The following is a 14,935-nucleotide window of genomic DNA, read 5'->3' on the forward strand; positions in this document are numbered from 1 at the left end:
CGGCGCTTGTTGTCCTGCGGGTTACTTGCGCTTCTTGCGGTTGGCCATGTGAATGGCGTGACCGTCCACCGCCAGCGCGGCTTCGTGAATCGCTTCCGACGTGGTCGGGTGAGCGTAGCAGGTCAGGGCCAGGTCTTCGGCGCTGGAGCCGAATTCCATGGCGATGACGCCTTGGGCAATCAGCTCGCCAGCGTGCTGGCTGACGATGTGGATACCCAGGATGCGGTCGGTCTCGGCATCGGCGATGACCTTGGCCATGCCCTCGGGGGCATTGTTGGCCAGGGCGCGACCGTTGGCGGAGAACGGGAAGGACCCGGTCTTGACCTCGATGCCTTCGGCCTTGGCCTGCTGCTCGGTCATGCCAACCCAGGCGACTTCGGGCGAAGTGTAGATGACGGACGGGATGGCGTCGTAGTTCATCTCGGCCTTATGGCCTGCGATGATGTCGGCAACCATGACGCCCTCTTCGGAGGCCTTGTGTGCGAGCATCGGGCCACGCACGCAATCGCCGATGGCGTAGACGCCCGGCACGCTGGTGCGGCACTGGTCATCGACGAAGATGAAGCCACGCTCGTCGAGCTTGACGCCGGCATCGTCGCTCAGCACGCCTTGGGTGTAGGGGCGACGGCCGACACAGACGATGACCTTGTCGAAGATCTGTTCCTGCTCGCCCTTGCTGTCGGTGTACTTGACGACGACTTCGTTGTCCTTGACCTCGGAGCCGGTGACACGCGCGCCCAGCTTGATGTCCAGGCCCTGCTTGCCGAGCAGCTTCTGGGTTTCCTTGGCAACGGCCTGGTCGACCATCGGAAGGAAGGAGTCCATCGCCTCGAGGACGGTGACTTCGCTGCCCAGGCGGCTCCACACGCTGCCCAGCTCGAGGCCGATGACGCCTGCACCGATCACACCCAGACGCTTGGGTGCCTCGGTGAATTCCAGCGCACCTGCGGAGTCGACGATCAACCCTTCGGTCAGCGGGGTCGGAGGAATCTCGACCGGCACGGAACCGGAGGCGATGACGATATTGTCGGCCTCGTAGGTTTCCTTCTCGCCCTCTTTGCCAGTGACTTCGACCTTGTTGTTGGAGAGCACCTTACCGGTGCCTTCCAGCGCAGTGACACCATTGGCCTTGAACAGGGCGCTGATGCCGCCAGTATTCTTGGCAATGACGCTCTCCTTGAACTCGAGCATCTTGGGCACGTTCGGCGTGATCTCGCCGACTTCTAGGCCAATGTCGCCAAAGTGGTCGCGCGCATCGATGAACTTGTGGGAGGTCTCCAGAAGTGCCTTGGAAGGGATGCAGCCCACGTTCAGGCAAGTACCGCCGTGGACGGTCTTGCCCTGCTTGTTCACCCATTTCTCGACACAGGCGGTCTTGAGGCCCATCTGCGCTGCACGGATGGCGGCGACATAGCCGCCGGGGCCCGCACCAATGACGATCACATCAAATTTATCGGCCATGAATGTTTCCTGTTGATCGGTTCGCTTGAGAGTCCGTTGACGTCAGACGAGTCAGATGTCCAGCAGCAGGCGCGCCGGATCCTCGAGCAGGTCCTTGATGGCAACCAAGAACTGCACTGCATCCTTGCCGTCGATCATGCGGTGGTCGTATGACACAGCCAGGTACATCATCGGGCGGATCTCGACCTTGCCGTTGACCGCCACTGGGCGCTCCTGAATCTTGTGCATACCCAGGATGGCGGTCTGCGGCGGGTTGATGATCGGCGTCGACATTAGCGATCCGAAGATACCGCCGTTGGTGATGGTGAACGTGCCGCCCTGCATCTCGTCGATGCCCAGCTTGCCGTCACGCGCACGCTTACCGAAGTCGACGATGGTTTTCTCGACGTCGGCGATCTTCATGCTGTCGGTATCACGCAGCACGGGCACCACCAGACCACGATCAGTCGACACGGCAACGCCGATATCCTGATAGCCATGGTAGACAATGTCGGTACCGTCGATAGAGGCGTTGACATCCGGGAAGCGCTTGAGCGCCTCGCTGGCGGCCTTGACGAAGAAGCCCATGAAGCCGAGCTTGGTGTCGTGCGCCTTGAGGAAGGTGTCCTTGTACTGAGCGCGCAGCGACATTACCGCGGTCATGTCCACCTCGTTGTAGGTGGTCAGCATGGCGGCAGTCTGCTGGGCCTGGACCAGACGCTTGGCGATGGTCTGACGCAAACGGCTCATCGGCACGCGCTTCTCGGGGCGCTCGCCCTCGATGGCCGGCGCTGCAGCTGCGGCACTCTTCGCACCACCACCGCTCTTGGCAGCCGGCGCAGACTTCTTCGCGCTGCCTTCCTTGACCGCCTTCTGCACGTCTTCTTTGAGGACGCGGCCACCCTTGCCGGTACCCTCGATCTTGCTGACGTCCAGATCATGCTCAGCGATCAATTTGCGCGCGGCGGGCGCGACGATCTTGTCACCGACCTTCTCTTCACCTTCATCACCACCGCTAGCAGCCGGCGCTTCGCTCTGGTCTCCGCGGGACTCGGCGGAACCACTCGCGGCACCTCCCTCCCCTTCGGCAAAGGTCGCAAGAAGGGCTTCGGACTCGACCTGCTCGCCTTCCTGCACCTTGATCTCGCTCAGCGAACCGTCAGCAGGAGCAACGACTTCTAGTACGACCTTATCAGTCTCGATGTCGGCCAACACTTCATCGCGCTTGACCGCTTCGCCGACCTTCTTGTGCCAGGTCGACACGGTACCTTCCTGAACTGACTCGGGGAAGGACGGCGCCTTGACCTCATAGGTCTGGCCGGAAGCCGCCGGCTTTTCGGTCTGCGGTTCGGCTTTTTGCTCCGGCTCGGAGTCCTGGCCACCCTGGGGCTTGGAGCCAGCATCAGCACCCGACTTGGGTTCTGCCTTCTCGCCGGCTTCGCCCAACGTGCCGAGGACCTGCTCCGATTGGCAGGTATCGCCTTCTTCGACCTTGATCTCTGACAGCGTGCCCGCTTCCGGTGCCACAACCTCGAGTACGACTTTGTCCGTCTCGATTTCGACGATCAGCTCGTCACGTTCGACGCTGTCGCCGGGCTTCTTATGCCAGGCAGCAACCGTGCCCTCGGCAACGGATTCCGGAAAACTGGGCGCTTTGATCTCGGTAGCCATTTGGTTTCCTTAGTGGGTTCTCTCTCGTCCTGGTGGTTCGCCTCAGGCGTTAAAGGCGTCTTCCACCAGTTGGCGCTGCTGTTCGACGTGGACGGACATGTAACCTGCGGCAGGTGCCGCCGAGGCCGGACGACCGGCGAACTTGAGTTCGCGGCCCAGGCCTTCCTTGTGCATGTCCGCAGCCACACGCATGTGGTGCTGGCTCTGGTACCAGGCCCCCTGGTTGAGCGGCTCTTCCTGACACCACACCACCTGCTCCAGGTTGGCGTAGCCCTTGATCGCTTCCAGAAGCTCATCTTTCGGGAACGGATAGAGCTGCTCAACACGCAGGATGGCCGTATCCTCGCGCTCATTCTCGGTGCGGTAGGCCGCCAGATCGTAGTAGACCTTGCCCGAGCAGAGGACGACACGCTTAACCTTGTCGGCCTGGAGCTTGCCCTGATCTTCCAACACCATCTGGAAACGGCCGTTGGCCAACTCCTCCAGCGTAGAAGTCGCTTCCTTGTGGCGCAGCAAACTCTTCGGCGACATCACTACCAACGGCTTGCGCAGCGGGCGAATGACCTGACGACGCAGGAGATGGAAGATCTGCGCCGGAGTGGTCGGCACACAAACCTGCATGTTGTGTTCGGCACATAGCTGCAGGAAGCGCTCGAGGCGTGCGGAGGAGTGCTCCGGCCCCTGCCCCTCATAACCGTGAGGCAACAGCATGGTCAGCCCACAGAGACGACCCCACTTCGATTCCCCAGAGGAAATGAACTGGTCGATGACCACCTGAGCGCCGTTGACGAAGTCACCGAACTGCGCTTCCCAGATAACCAAAGAGTTCGGCACGGTCGTAGCGTAGCCGTACTCGAAGCCCAGCACGGCTTCTTCCGAGAGGAAGGAATCGCGAATGGTGAAGCGTGGCTGGCCTTCGCGAATATTCTCCAGTGGAACGTAAGTAGTGCCGTCCTTCTGGTTGTGCACCACAGCATGACGATGCGAGAAGGTACCACGGCCCGAGTCCTGACCGGTGAGCCGGATCGGATGGCCCTCGTCGAGCAACGTGGCGTAGGCCAGGGTTTCGGCAAAGCCCCAGTTGAGCGCCATGCCGCCAGCATGCATCTTGCGGCGGTCTTCATAAATCTTGGCAACCTGACGCTGGACCTGGATACCATCGGGAATTTCGCACATGCGCGCTGCCAACTGCTGCATACGCTTCATGTCGAAGGAGGTATCGAAATCACCACTCCACTCGTGGCCAAGATAAGGCGTCCAGTCGACGAACAGCTCGGTGTTGGGCTGTTTGACTAGCGCATTGGCGACGTGATTACCGGCCAGCAAGTCCTCACGGTACTGTTCGACAAGCGCCTTGGCATCATCCTCGGAGAGCACGCCCTCCTTGACCAGGCGTGCCGCATAAAGCTCACGGGAACTCTTTTGCGCCTTGATCTTCTGGTACATCATCGGCTGGGTACCGGACGGCTCGTCGGCCTCATTGTGGCCGCGGCGGCGATAGCATACCAAGTCGATGACGACGTCCTTGTGGAACTGCTGACGATAGTCGATGGCGACCTGCGCGGCATGTAGCACGGCGTCCGGGTCATCGCCATTGACATGGAAGATCGGTGCCTGAACCATCTTCGCGATATCGGTCGCATACTCGGTGGAGCGCGTGTCCAACGGATTCGATGTCGTGAACCCTACCTGGTTATTGATCACGACACGTACCGTGCCACCCGTCCGATAGCCACGCGTCTGTGACATCTGGAAGGTTTCCATGACCACGCCCTGGCCAGCAAAGGCCGCATCGCCATGGATAGTGATCGGCAGCACCTTGTCGCCGTCGGTATCGTCGCGACGATCCTGACGTGCACGCACCGAGCCTTCAACTACCGGTGAGACGATCTCGAGGTGGGACGGGTTGAAAGCCAGCGCCAGATGCACCTCACCGCCCGGTGTCATGACGTTGGAGCTGAAACCCTGATGGTACTTGACGTCGCCCGACCCCTTGGTGATGACCTTCTTGCCATCGAACTCATCGATCAGCTCTGACGGGCTCTTCCCAAGGATATTAACCAGCAGGTTGAGGCGGCCACGGTGGGCCATGCCGATGACGATCTCCTTGGTGCCATAACCGCCGGCACGCTGAATGAGCTCGTCCATCATCGGAATGAAGCTTTCGCCCCCTTCGAGACCGAAACGCTTGGTGCCGGGGTACTTGGATGCCAAGTAGCTTTCCAGACCCTCGGCAGCGGTCAATCGCTCGAGTACGTGCTGGCGGACTTCATTGCTGTACTTCGGCTTCGAGCGCACCGATTCGAAACGCTGCTGCAACCAGCGCTTCTCTTCGGTATCGACGATGTGCATGAACTCACAACCGATGCTGCGGCAGTAAGTCTGCTCCAGTGCCTCGACGATTTCCTTCAGCGGTGCCTTGTCCTTGCCCAGAAAGAAGGAGCCGGTCTGGAACTCGGTGTCCATGTCGGCCTTTGACAACTGGTGGAAGGACAGCTCCAAGTCCGGAACCGGAACCGGCTTGCGCAGATCGAGCGGATCGATGTTGGCCTTCTGGTGACCACGGAATCGATAGGCGTTGATCAGCTGGAGAACCTTGACCTGTTTCTTGTTCTCGCCACTGTCGACTGCAGCCACGCCCTGGGTAGCGGTGCGACGGTTGCGTGCCAACTGGTAGAACTGGTCTCGGATCGGACTGAGGGGAGTATCGTAGGAGGGGCTGCCTTCCGGGCGCGGTAACTGGTCGAAATAGTTACGCCATTCATCCGGAACTTCATTGGGATCGACGAGGTATTGCTCGTACAGCGCTTCGACGTAGTGAGCGTTACCGCCACTCACATGCGAGGAGCGCCACATCAACTCCATTATGCCTTCTTGCATCTCTCGGTCACCCTGCACTTATGGGGTGGTGTCGGCGCCTGATACGGGGTGCGCACCGGCGTCACTCTTTGTCTTGCATGCGGACGAGGTGTCGTCCGCGGAATGCGCGGCGTGATCGTCAAGAGCCGGTGCTCCTGGCACCGGCTCTTGACGCGTGGGCCGGCCTCACCTGCGGCACGAGGCCGCAGGTGAAACGGGCTCCAATGATAGCAAGTCGTAGGCCGCGATTTAAGTAGCATTCGCCAATAGCAGCTCACGAATCTTGCCGATCGCGCGGGTCGGGTTGAGCCCTTTCGGACAAACCGCAACGCAATTCATGATGCCGCGGCAACGGAACACGCTAAACGGATCCTCGAGTTCGGCGAGGCGTTCGCGGGTTGCCGTATCACGACTATCGGCCAGGAAGCGATAAGCTTGAAGCAGACCGGCCGGGCCAACGAACTTGTCAGGGTTCCACCAGAACGACGGACAAGAGGTCGAACAGCAGGCACACAGAATACACTCGTAGAGTCCGTCGAGCTTGTCGCGCTCTTCGGGCGACTGCAGTCGTTCGATAGCCGGCGGAGAATTCTCGTTCTGCAGGTACGGCTGAATGCGCTCGTACTGCTTGTAAAAGATTCCCATGTCGACGACGAGGTCACGAATCACCGGCAGGCCGGGCAACGGACGCAGCACCAGTTTGCCGCCCTTGGTCACGGCCGAGAGCGGCGTGACGCAGGCCAGGCCATTGGTACCGTTCATGTTCATACCATCGGAGCCACAGACACCCTCACGGCAGCTGCGACGGTAGGCCATCGAGCTATCCTGCTGCTTGATGAGCTCGAGGATATTCAGGACCATCAGGTCGCGGCCCTGTGTGTCCACCTGGAACTCCTGCATGTAAGGAGCGGAGTCGGTCTCCGGGTTGTAGCGGTATACGGATACCTGAAGCATGGACATCGTGGTCCCCCTCAATAAGTACGGACTTTCGGCTCGAAGGTGTCGACTGTCTTTGGCGAGAAGTTGACTTCACGCTTGCCCAGCTTCTTCTCCAGCGGGTAGTACGTGGAGTGCTTGAGCCAGTTGACGTCGTCCCGATCCGGATAGTCGTAGCGAGAATGGGCGCCGCGACTTTCCTTGCGCTCGAGCGCAGAGATAGCGGTCGCTTCGGCCACTTCCAACAGGTTGTCGAGTTCCAGCGCTTCGACACGGGCCGTGTTGAAGGCATTGGATTTGTCGCCCAGGTGCGCATTGGCGATGCGCTCACGCAGTTCGGCCACTTTCTTGACGCCTTCCTGCATATGATCTTCCTGGCGGAAGACACCGAAGGCTTTTTGCATGGTTGCCTGCAGCTCGGCGCGTAGCTCGGACACCGATTCGCCACCGCTGGATTCATCCCAGCGATTCATGCGCGCCAATGCGGCATCGACGTCGGACTGGGCGGCATCCAGGTATTCGATACCTTCGTTGAGGGCGCCTTCGATGAACATGCCGGCAGCACGACCGAACACGACGAGGTCGAGCAGCGAGTTGCCGCCCAGGCGGTTGGCACCATGTACGGAAACGCAAGCCACTTCACCACAGGCAAATAGGCCGTTGACGACCTCGTCATTGCCGTCGCTGTCCTGCTTTATGACCTGGCCATGAACATTGGTGGCCAGGCCACCCATCATGTAGTGACAGGTCGGCACAACCGGGATGGGTTCCTTGGCCGGATCGACGGCAGCGAAGGTCTTGGCCAGCTCGACGATACCCGGCAAGCGCTTGTGCAACACTTCCTCACCCAGGTGGTCAAGCTTGAGCAGCACGTGGTCGCCGTTCTCGCCGACACCGCGGCCTTCAAGGATTTCCATGACCATGGAACGGGCCACGACGTCACGACCGGCCAGGTCCTTGGCGTTTGGCGCATAACGCTCCATGAAGCGCTCGCCGTCCTTGTTGATCAGGTAGCCACCTTCACCACGGCAGCCTTCGGTGACCAGCACCCCTGCCCCGGCGATACCGGTCGGGTGGAACTGCCACATTTCCATGTCCTGCACCGTGACGCCAGCACGCAGCGCCATGCCGACGCCGTCACCAGTATTGATCAGCGCGTTGGTGGTGGACGAGTAGATACGGCCGGCACCGCCGGTCGCCAATACGGTGGCCTTGGACTTGATGTGCACCACTTCGCCGGTCTCGATGCACAGCGCGATGCAGCCGACCACGTCGCCGTTTGCATTCTTGACCAGATCCACCGCATACCACTCGTTAAGGAATACGGTGTTGTTCTTCAGGTTGTTCTGATACAGCGTATGCAGCAGCGCGTGGCCGGTACGGTCGGCTGCGGCACAGGTGCGCGCCGCCTGGCCGCCCTTCCCGAAGTCCTTGGACTGGCCACCGAACGGACGCTGGTAGATGCGGCCGTTGTCGAAACGCGAGAATGGCAGGCCCATGTGCTCGAGTTCGAACACCGCTTTTGGGCCCTCAGAACACATGTACTCGGCCGCGTCCTGGTCAGTGATGTAGTCGCCGCCCTTGACGGTATCGTACATGTGCCAGCGCCAATCATCGTTGGGGTCAGCAGACGCGATGGCACAGGTAATGCCACCCTGTGCGGAAACAGTGTGCGAGCGGGTAGGGAAAACCTTAGAAATGACGGCGGTTTTCTTGCCGGACTTGGCCAGCTCGAGCGCGGCACGCAGGCCGGAGCCGCCACCACCGATGATGATTGCGTCGAATGTCAGATTACGCATGGTAGACATGGATCAGGCTCCCCAAAGAACTTGAACGCCCCACACCAGAAAGATGAAGATGGCGAGGATAATGGCGACTTGAACGGCGAAACGGATACCGGTCGGCTTGATGTAGTCAGTAACTACGGTCCACAGGCCGATCCAGGCGTGAGCCGCCAGTGAAAGGAAAGCCAGCAAGGAGAAGATGCGCATCCATGTCTGGTCGAACAGGCCGCGCCAAGTCAGATAGTCGAGGTCCGGCGCGAACAGCAGATAGCCCACCATGAAAATGGTGTAGAGCATCAGGATGATTGCCGATACCCGCTGGATCAGCCAGTCGGACAGGCCGCTACGGCCGAAGTTAGTGATATTGGTTACCATACCCAGACTCCCGCCAGTACCACCAGGACCACGCTAGCCACAATGGTGATTTTCGTATATTTAACTGCAGCCTCGAGCTCGATACCGAAGTCGAGATCCATCAGCAGATGTCGCACGCCCGCCGCGAAGTGGAACGCCAGAGCGGCCAACAACCCCCAAGTCACCAACTTGGCAAAGAAGTTGTGCTCAAGAGCATTACGCACGGATTCAAACCCTTCGGGCGAAGATAGCGAGGCATCCAGCGCCCAGAAGAGAAAGATCAGACCAACGAAGAGGATGACGCCGGTGATACGGTGAGTAATGGAGGTCAGCGCAGGGAGTGGAAACTTTATCGTGGAGAGGTCGAGGTTTACGGGTCTTTTGCTATTCACGGCACTTACACACTCTCTTGGCCCGCTCTACGTCTATCGGGCTAGGCCCGAGCGGGCGGTGGTTTGAAGAAGGGCCTCGGCGGTCCTGCCAAGTGACACGACCGAATCCCTTTCCCGCCAGTCGCGCGGGGAAGATTATAGGGACTGGGCATAGGTAAGACAAATCGTTACCGCAATTTTGCGACCTTAGTGTTACTCTCGGTAACACCTCTCCGCCGCGTGCTAAGCTATGCTGCAGTGCGCTATAACTTTCCTGAGAATTCCTCAAAACGGGGCACGAGACCCCTGCCATGAACACCAACGAGCAATTGACAATTGTTTCGTCATTCCTATAGTGGGCGGACCTTTTTGCGCCGGGCTGGCAGGCAAGACAACGACTTACGTACAGAATGCGATAACGAAGAAGGAGGCCGACATGGCTGACAGAAAAGCGAAGTTGACTGTTGAGGGGCTGGACAAAACGATTGAGTTTCCGGTCTATTCCGGCACTACCGGACCCGATGTCATCGACGTGCGCGGCCTCACAGCCGAGGGCTTCTTCACCTACGATCCGGGGTTCGTTGCCACTGCCGCCACCGAATCCGCCATTACATATATAGATGGTGCCAACGGTGTTCTCCTGCACCGCGGCTACCCCATCGACCAGTTGGCCAACAGCTCCAACTATGTCGAAATGAGCTACCTGCTGCTGTTCGGCGAGCTGCCCACCGATGAGCAGTACAAGGAATTCGAAAAGACCATCCGTTACCACACGATGGTTCACGAACAGATTGCCAATTTCTACAAGGGTTTCCGTCGTGATGCGCACCCGATGGCGATTATGTGCGGCGTGGTTGGCGGCCTGGCGGCCTTTTATCACGACCACCTGGACATCACCCGGGAGGAAGACCGCTATATTAGCGCGATTCGCCTGATTGCCAAGATGCCGACCCTGGCAGCGATGTCCTATAAGTACAATATCGGTCAGCCGTTCAACTATCCCCGCAACAACCTCAACTATGCCGAAAACTTCCTCTACATGATGTTCGGCAATCCGGCTGAGGAATACGTGATCAACCCGGTGTTCGCAAAGGCCATGGATCGCATCTTCATGCTACATGCCGACCATGAGCAGAACGCTTCTACGTCCACGGTTCGCCTCGCTGGCTCTACCGGTGCCAACCCATTCGCCTGTATCAGTGCGGGTATCGCCGCCCTATGGGGACCAGCCCACGGGGGCGCCAACGAAGCCGTACTCAACATGCTCGACGAGATTGGTGACGACTCCGAGGAGAACATTCAGCGCTTCGTCGATCGCGCCAAGGACAAGGATGATCCGTTCCGCCTGATGGGCTTTGGTCATCGCGTCTATCGCAATTTTGACCCGCGCGCCAAGGTCATGAAGGAGACCTGCGACGAGGTTCTCAGCGAACTGGGCATGGCCGACGACCCCCAGCTCAAGATCGCCAAGCGCCTAGAGCAGATTGCCCTGGAGGACGAATACTTTATCGAGCGCAAGCTCTACCCGAATGTCGATTTTTATTCCGGTATCATTCTCAAGGCCATCGGCATCCCGACCAACATGTTCACGGTCATCTTTGCGGTGTCACGCACCATCGGCTGGATTTCCCACTGGCACGAGATGATCAGTGGCAGCTACCGCATCGGCCGTCCGCGCCAGCTCTACACGGGTTACACCGAGCGCGACTATCCCACAAAGGAATAACGGCGACCTCTACCGAACAACGGGCCGCCTCAGGGCGGCCCGTTGTATTTATAGGCAACTCCCCCGCCCCTCGACTATCTGTGTCGGCGTTCAGAGAGCCTGAGGAACGCTTCTCGGTGCCCAAGCACTACCAACAGCCTCCATCCGCCTGCCGGTCTCAGCAGCGAGCAGGAAGCGCCTCAAGCATTCCGCACTTGTCAGCCCAACTCGTGCAATGCCCCCTCAGCGTCGCTTGAATGAACGCCTCCAGCGTTCAAGAAGAGCACGTTTTCCACTCGCTAAATCCTGTTTCATGCGCCCTGAATCGTTTTCCACACTTTCTGTGGATAAACCTGTTAAAAACCTCTCAAAAACGTCTTCCAGTCGCCATAACAAGCGGCCTGGCTACAAATTGACTAATTTTTAGCCACATATAAGTCGTTGATTAAGAAGGGAAACTCGAGGAAACGCACAACCACGGGCTTACCGGGAAATCTATGCACAAGATTTCCTGAACGCGCCCTTAGGTGGGGAAAACTTTAGAAAAATGTCAACCCTGCTTCGGCAAAATTACAGACTCAAGCATGAAACAAGTCATGCTCGACGTTAGCGAAGCAACGTCAGATCAATGAAAGAGAAGGGAAAATAAAGTGGCGTCCCATAGGGGGTTCGAACCCCTGTTACCGCCGTGAAAGGGCGGTGTCCTAGACCACTAGACGAATGGGACGCAAGAAGTGCGCTTCGCGAGATATTGGTGGAGCCTACCGGGATCGAACCGGTGACCTCGACGCTGCCAGCGTCGCGCTCTCCCAGCTGAGCTAAGGCCCCCCTGAACCGCTTTGTCTCTCGCGAGGACGGGGCGTATATTACTGATAACCTTTGCTTTCGTCAACACAGGAAAACGAGAATTTCGTGCTGCACTCAGCATCCTGGCCGTCGGCGGGCCGGACCACCGGCCCGCCTATCGTCACTTGCAATAAACTTCAGCGTTCTCCTACATCTTAGAGTTCACGATACTCTTTCTCCAAGCGCTTGGCCTGCTTCTTGGACACGCCACCCAGCACCTCGACGGCATGACGCAAGCGTGCACGAGTCATATCGGATCCGAGAATGGCCATGGCATCCATGACTGAGGTGGAGGTTGCGGATCCGGTGATGGCAATGAACACGGGTGCCAGAAACGCTTTCATTTTCAGATCGAAGACATTGCTGAGCAGCTTTACCTCGGATAACAGGCTTTCCTTATCCCAGCGGGTCACCCCCTCGAAACGCCAGATCAGGAACTGCAATAACTTGACCAGTTCATCGCGCTCAAGCTTGACGTCATCGAAGCTCCGCGCATCGATACGTGGCAGACCGGCAAAAAAGTGACCGGCCAGCGGCATGACATCAGACAGTGTCTCGATACGTGGGCGTACCTGCGGCAGAATCTCGCCGACATAGCTCTCGTTGAAGGCCCAGTCGCGCAGTGCCTTGAGCAGCGCGACATCATCAAGGTCTTCACGGATGTAAACGCCGTTGAGCCAAGTCAGCTTCTCGAGGTCGAACACCGGCCCGCCCAGTGACACGCGCTGAATGTCAAAGTGCGCCATCATTTCATCGAGAGTGAATTTTTCTCGCTCATCAGGCATCGACCATCCCATCCGCCCCAAGTAATTGGTCACTGCCTGAGGCAGGAAGCCCATGCGGCGATAGTAATTGATCGATGTCGGGTTCTTGCGCTTGGAGAGCTTCGACTTGTCGGGGTTACGCAACAGCGGCATATGGCAGAGCTGCGGCATTTCCCAGCCGAAATATTCGTAGAGTAGCTGATGCTTCGGCGCCGAGTTGATCCACTCCTCGCCGCGCAGAACGTGAGTAATACCCATGAGATGATCATCGACCACATTGGCCAAGTGATACGTCGGCATACCGTCGGACTTGAGCAGTATCTGCGCATCGACCTGGGCCCAGTCGACCTCAATCGTCCCACGCAGCATATCCGTCACCACGCAAGTTCCCTCATCAGGGACCTTCATGCGTACCACATAAGGCATGCCTTCGGCCTCGCGGCGTGCGACCTCATCATCAGATAAGGCCAGGTCGGCCGGCTTGAGTGCCATCTGCAATCCCTCAGCCTTGCGTGCCTCACGCAACTCATCCAACTCCTCGCTGGTCCGGTAGCACTTGAAGGCATGACCGGCGTCGAGAAGCTGGCGGGCATACTCGGCATATATATCGCCGCGCTCGCTCTGGCGATACGGACCGTGAGGCCCCCCGACATCCGGGCCTTCATCCCATTCCAGCCCCAGCCAGCGGAGCGAATCGAGAATCATCTGTTCCGACTCGGCCGTAGAACGCTGCCGATCGGTATCTTCGATGCGCAAGATGAACTGACCGCCATGTTGGCGAGCGAAACACAGATTGAACAAGGCGATGTAAGCGGTACCGACATGGGGGTCGCCGGTCGGCGAAGGGGCGATTCGTGTACGTACGGTCATGGTTTCCGTTCCGTTGGCTCGAGTGTTGGGCGACATTATACGCACGTAACCCTGCCCCATCAGCCGCCAAGGTTCACTGAAGAGAGCCCATAGCGCCCTACAGGGCCAGGTGTTCGCGGAACCAGTCGGTGATGAAATCCAGGTAGGCCCGGGTCTTGTCGGGCAAGTACTTACGCGAGCGGAACAGTACCAACATACTGCCGTGCTCGTTCCAGTAGGGCTGCAGCAACGGCACCAGGTCGCCGTTGGCCACGGCGGCACGTGCCGCGAACGTCGGCAGGTAGGCTAGCCCGAAACCGGCCTTGGCGGCTTCGACGACACCCAGCAGGTTATTGATGACCAGGCGTGAGTTGGGCTCGATATCCAGCGGCTGGCCGTTTAATGAAAAACGCCAGTGCGCTCCCAGGTCGTAATTGCCATAGAAAACGCTATCGTGCTGGGAAATATCGCGCGGGTGCACGGGATGCTCGGCGCGGGCCAGGTACTCCGGAGAGGCATAGAGTCCATATACCACCTTGCACAAGGGACGAGAAACCAGGCTCGAAGGCGGCATTGGCCCCATGCGGATAGCCAGGTCGACCGAGTCGTCGATCGGCTCGAAACGCTGATCCTCGAGCAGTAGCTCTACCGCCACGTCGGGGTACCGGCGCATGAAAGCCGTGGTCGGAGGCGCCAGGTACATGAAGCCGAAACTGACCTGGGCGCTGACCTTTAGCTGCCCTCTCGGCCTGGCCGTGACCGACTGCACCTGTGCTTCAGCAGCAGCCAGCTCCTCACGGATACGCAAGCCATGCTCATAATAGATCTGCCCGGCTTCGGTCAGATGCAGCGAACGCGTCGAACGATTTAGCAGACTGACACCCAACTCCTCTTCCAGCGCCGCGACACGCTTGGATGCCAATGACTTGGAAATACCCAGGCGGCGGGCTGCAGCCGTGAAACTCCCGGCTCGAACGACCTCGACAAAGACTTTCAGCGCATCCAGGGTAGTCAGGCTTCACCTCCGGTAAGTTTCCATTAAGGAAACACTAGTTTTCGATTGTACCCACTTATTCAGCAAATAACGACTGCCTATACTGCAGCCACTCTTGAAGAAACACCTCGGTGTCCACTCGAGAGCCACCATGGGCACTCATGTGCCGGTGGTGCCTTCAGTGCAATATGCTTGAGCGCCAAAGGGCTGTTCGCCTGAGCAGCCGGCGCGTTTTTTCCTTCTTTCATGACTTTCGCAGCACCGCGAAACAGGTAGGCCTGAGTGGCTTTTCTCCCTTTGTAATTCAAAAACGCTGCATAAACCTCACCAGCGCCCAGGGCGTACAAGGTCATTGACGACTG

The 14,935-nt window shown here is 58.7% G+C and carries 10 protein-coding genes and 2 tRNA genes; 1 reads left to right on the forward strand and 11 read right to left on the reverse strand.

The annotated features are described in order from the left end of the window. Window positions 1-21 precede the first annotated feature (21 nt). The 7 genes from lpdA to sdhC all read right to left on the reverse strand — a co-directional run bounded on the left by lpdA (window position 22) and on the right by sdhC (window position 9,436). Window positions 22-1,461, reverse strand: coding sequence for a dihydrolipoyl dehydrogenase (gene lpdA, locus F568_RS0100790; protein WP_019016796.1), 1,440 nt, complete (start codon window positions 1,459-1,461; stop codon window positions 22-24). Between the two features lie 51 nt (window positions 1,462-1,512). Then, window positions 1,513-3,111 (reverse strand): 2-oxoglutarate dehydrogenase complex dihydrolipoyllysine-residue succinyltransferase, encoded by a 1,599-nt coding sequence (gene odhB, locus F568_RS0100795; RefSeq protein ID WP_019016797.1) that lies wholly within the window; start codon window positions 3,109-3,111, stop codon window positions 1,513-1,515. A 42-nt stretch (window positions 3,112-3,153) separates the two neighbouring features. Then, window positions 3,154-5,991, reverse strand: coding sequence for a 2-oxoglutarate dehydrogenase E1 component (locus F568_RS0100800; RefSeq protein WP_026300245.1), 2,838 nt, complete (start codon window positions 5,989-5,991; stop codon window positions 3,154-3,156). A gap of 228 nt (window positions 5,992-6,219) precedes the next feature. Then, window positions 6,220-6,930, reverse strand: a complete 711-nt coding sequence (locus F568_RS0100805; protein ID WP_019016799.1) for a succinate dehydrogenase iron-sulfur subunit — start codon at window positions 6,928-6,930, stop codon at window positions 6,220-6,222. Window positions 6,931-6,941: 11 nt separating this feature from the next. After that, complete coding sequence (sdhA, locus tag F568_RS0100810) at window positions 6,942-8,714, reverse strand: succinate dehydrogenase flavoprotein subunit (protein WP_019016800.1); 1,773 nt, start codon at window positions 8,712-8,714, stop codon at window positions 6,942-6,944. Window positions 8,715-8,717: 3 nt separating this feature from the next. Next, complete coding sequence (gene sdhD, locus F568_RS0100815) at window positions 8,718-9,065, reverse strand: succinate dehydrogenase, hydrophobic membrane anchor protein (RefSeq protein WP_019016801.1); 348 nt, start codon at window positions 9,063-9,065, stop codon at window positions 8,718-8,720. Beyond that, complete coding sequence (sdhC, locus tag F568_RS0100820) at window positions 9,059-9,436, reverse strand: succinate dehydrogenase, cytochrome b556 subunit (protein WP_019016802.1); 378 nt, start codon at window positions 9,434-9,436, stop codon at window positions 9,059-9,061. The genes sdhD and sdhC overlap by 7 nt, the downstream gene beginning before the upstream one ends. A 415-nt stretch (window positions 9,437-9,851) precedes the next feature. On the opposite strand from sdhC, the gene gltA reads away from it, so the two are divergent. Next, the gene (gene gltA / locus F568_RS0100825; protein WP_019016803.1) at window positions 9,852-11,141 is read left to right on the forward strand and encodes a citrate synthase; all 1,290 of its coding nucleotides are present in this window, start codon (window positions 9,852-9,854) and stop codon (window positions 11,139-11,141) included. A 630-nt stretch (window positions 11,142-11,771) separates the two neighbouring features. Here gltA and F568_RS0100830 read toward each other — a convergent pair. The 4 genes from F568_RS0100830 to F568_RS0100845 form a co-directional block, all read right to left on the reverse strand. Continuing rightward, a tRNA-Glu gene (locus F568_RS0100830) sits at window positions 11,772-11,847 on the reverse strand. Window positions 11,848-11,872: 25 nt separating this feature from the next. Then, window positions 11,873-11,948 (reverse strand) — tRNA-Ala (locus tag F568_RS0100835). Window positions 11,949-12,121: 173 nt separating this feature from the next. Continuing rightward, window positions 12,122-13,600, reverse strand: coding sequence for a glutamate--tRNA ligase (gltX, locus tag F568_RS0100840; protein ID WP_019016804.1), 1,479 nt, complete (start codon window positions 13,598-13,600; stop codon window positions 12,122-12,124). A gap of 97 nt (window positions 13,601-13,697) precedes the next feature. Next, window positions 13,698-14,594 carry a LysR family transcriptional regulator gene (locus tag F568_RS0100845; RefSeq protein ID WP_026300247.1) on the reverse strand — a complete coding sequence of 299 codons (897 nt, stop codon included), beginning with the start codon at window positions 14,592-14,594 and terminating at the stop codon, window positions 13,698-13,700. Window positions 14,595-14,935 lie beyond the last annotated feature (341 nt).

The sequence above is a fragment of the Modicisalibacter luteus DSM 23508 genome, assembly GCF_000378505.1.
GTDB classification, from domain to species: domain Bacteria; phylum Pseudomonadota; class Gammaproteobacteria; order Pseudomonadales; family Halomonadaceae; genus Modicisalibacter; species Modicisalibacter luteus.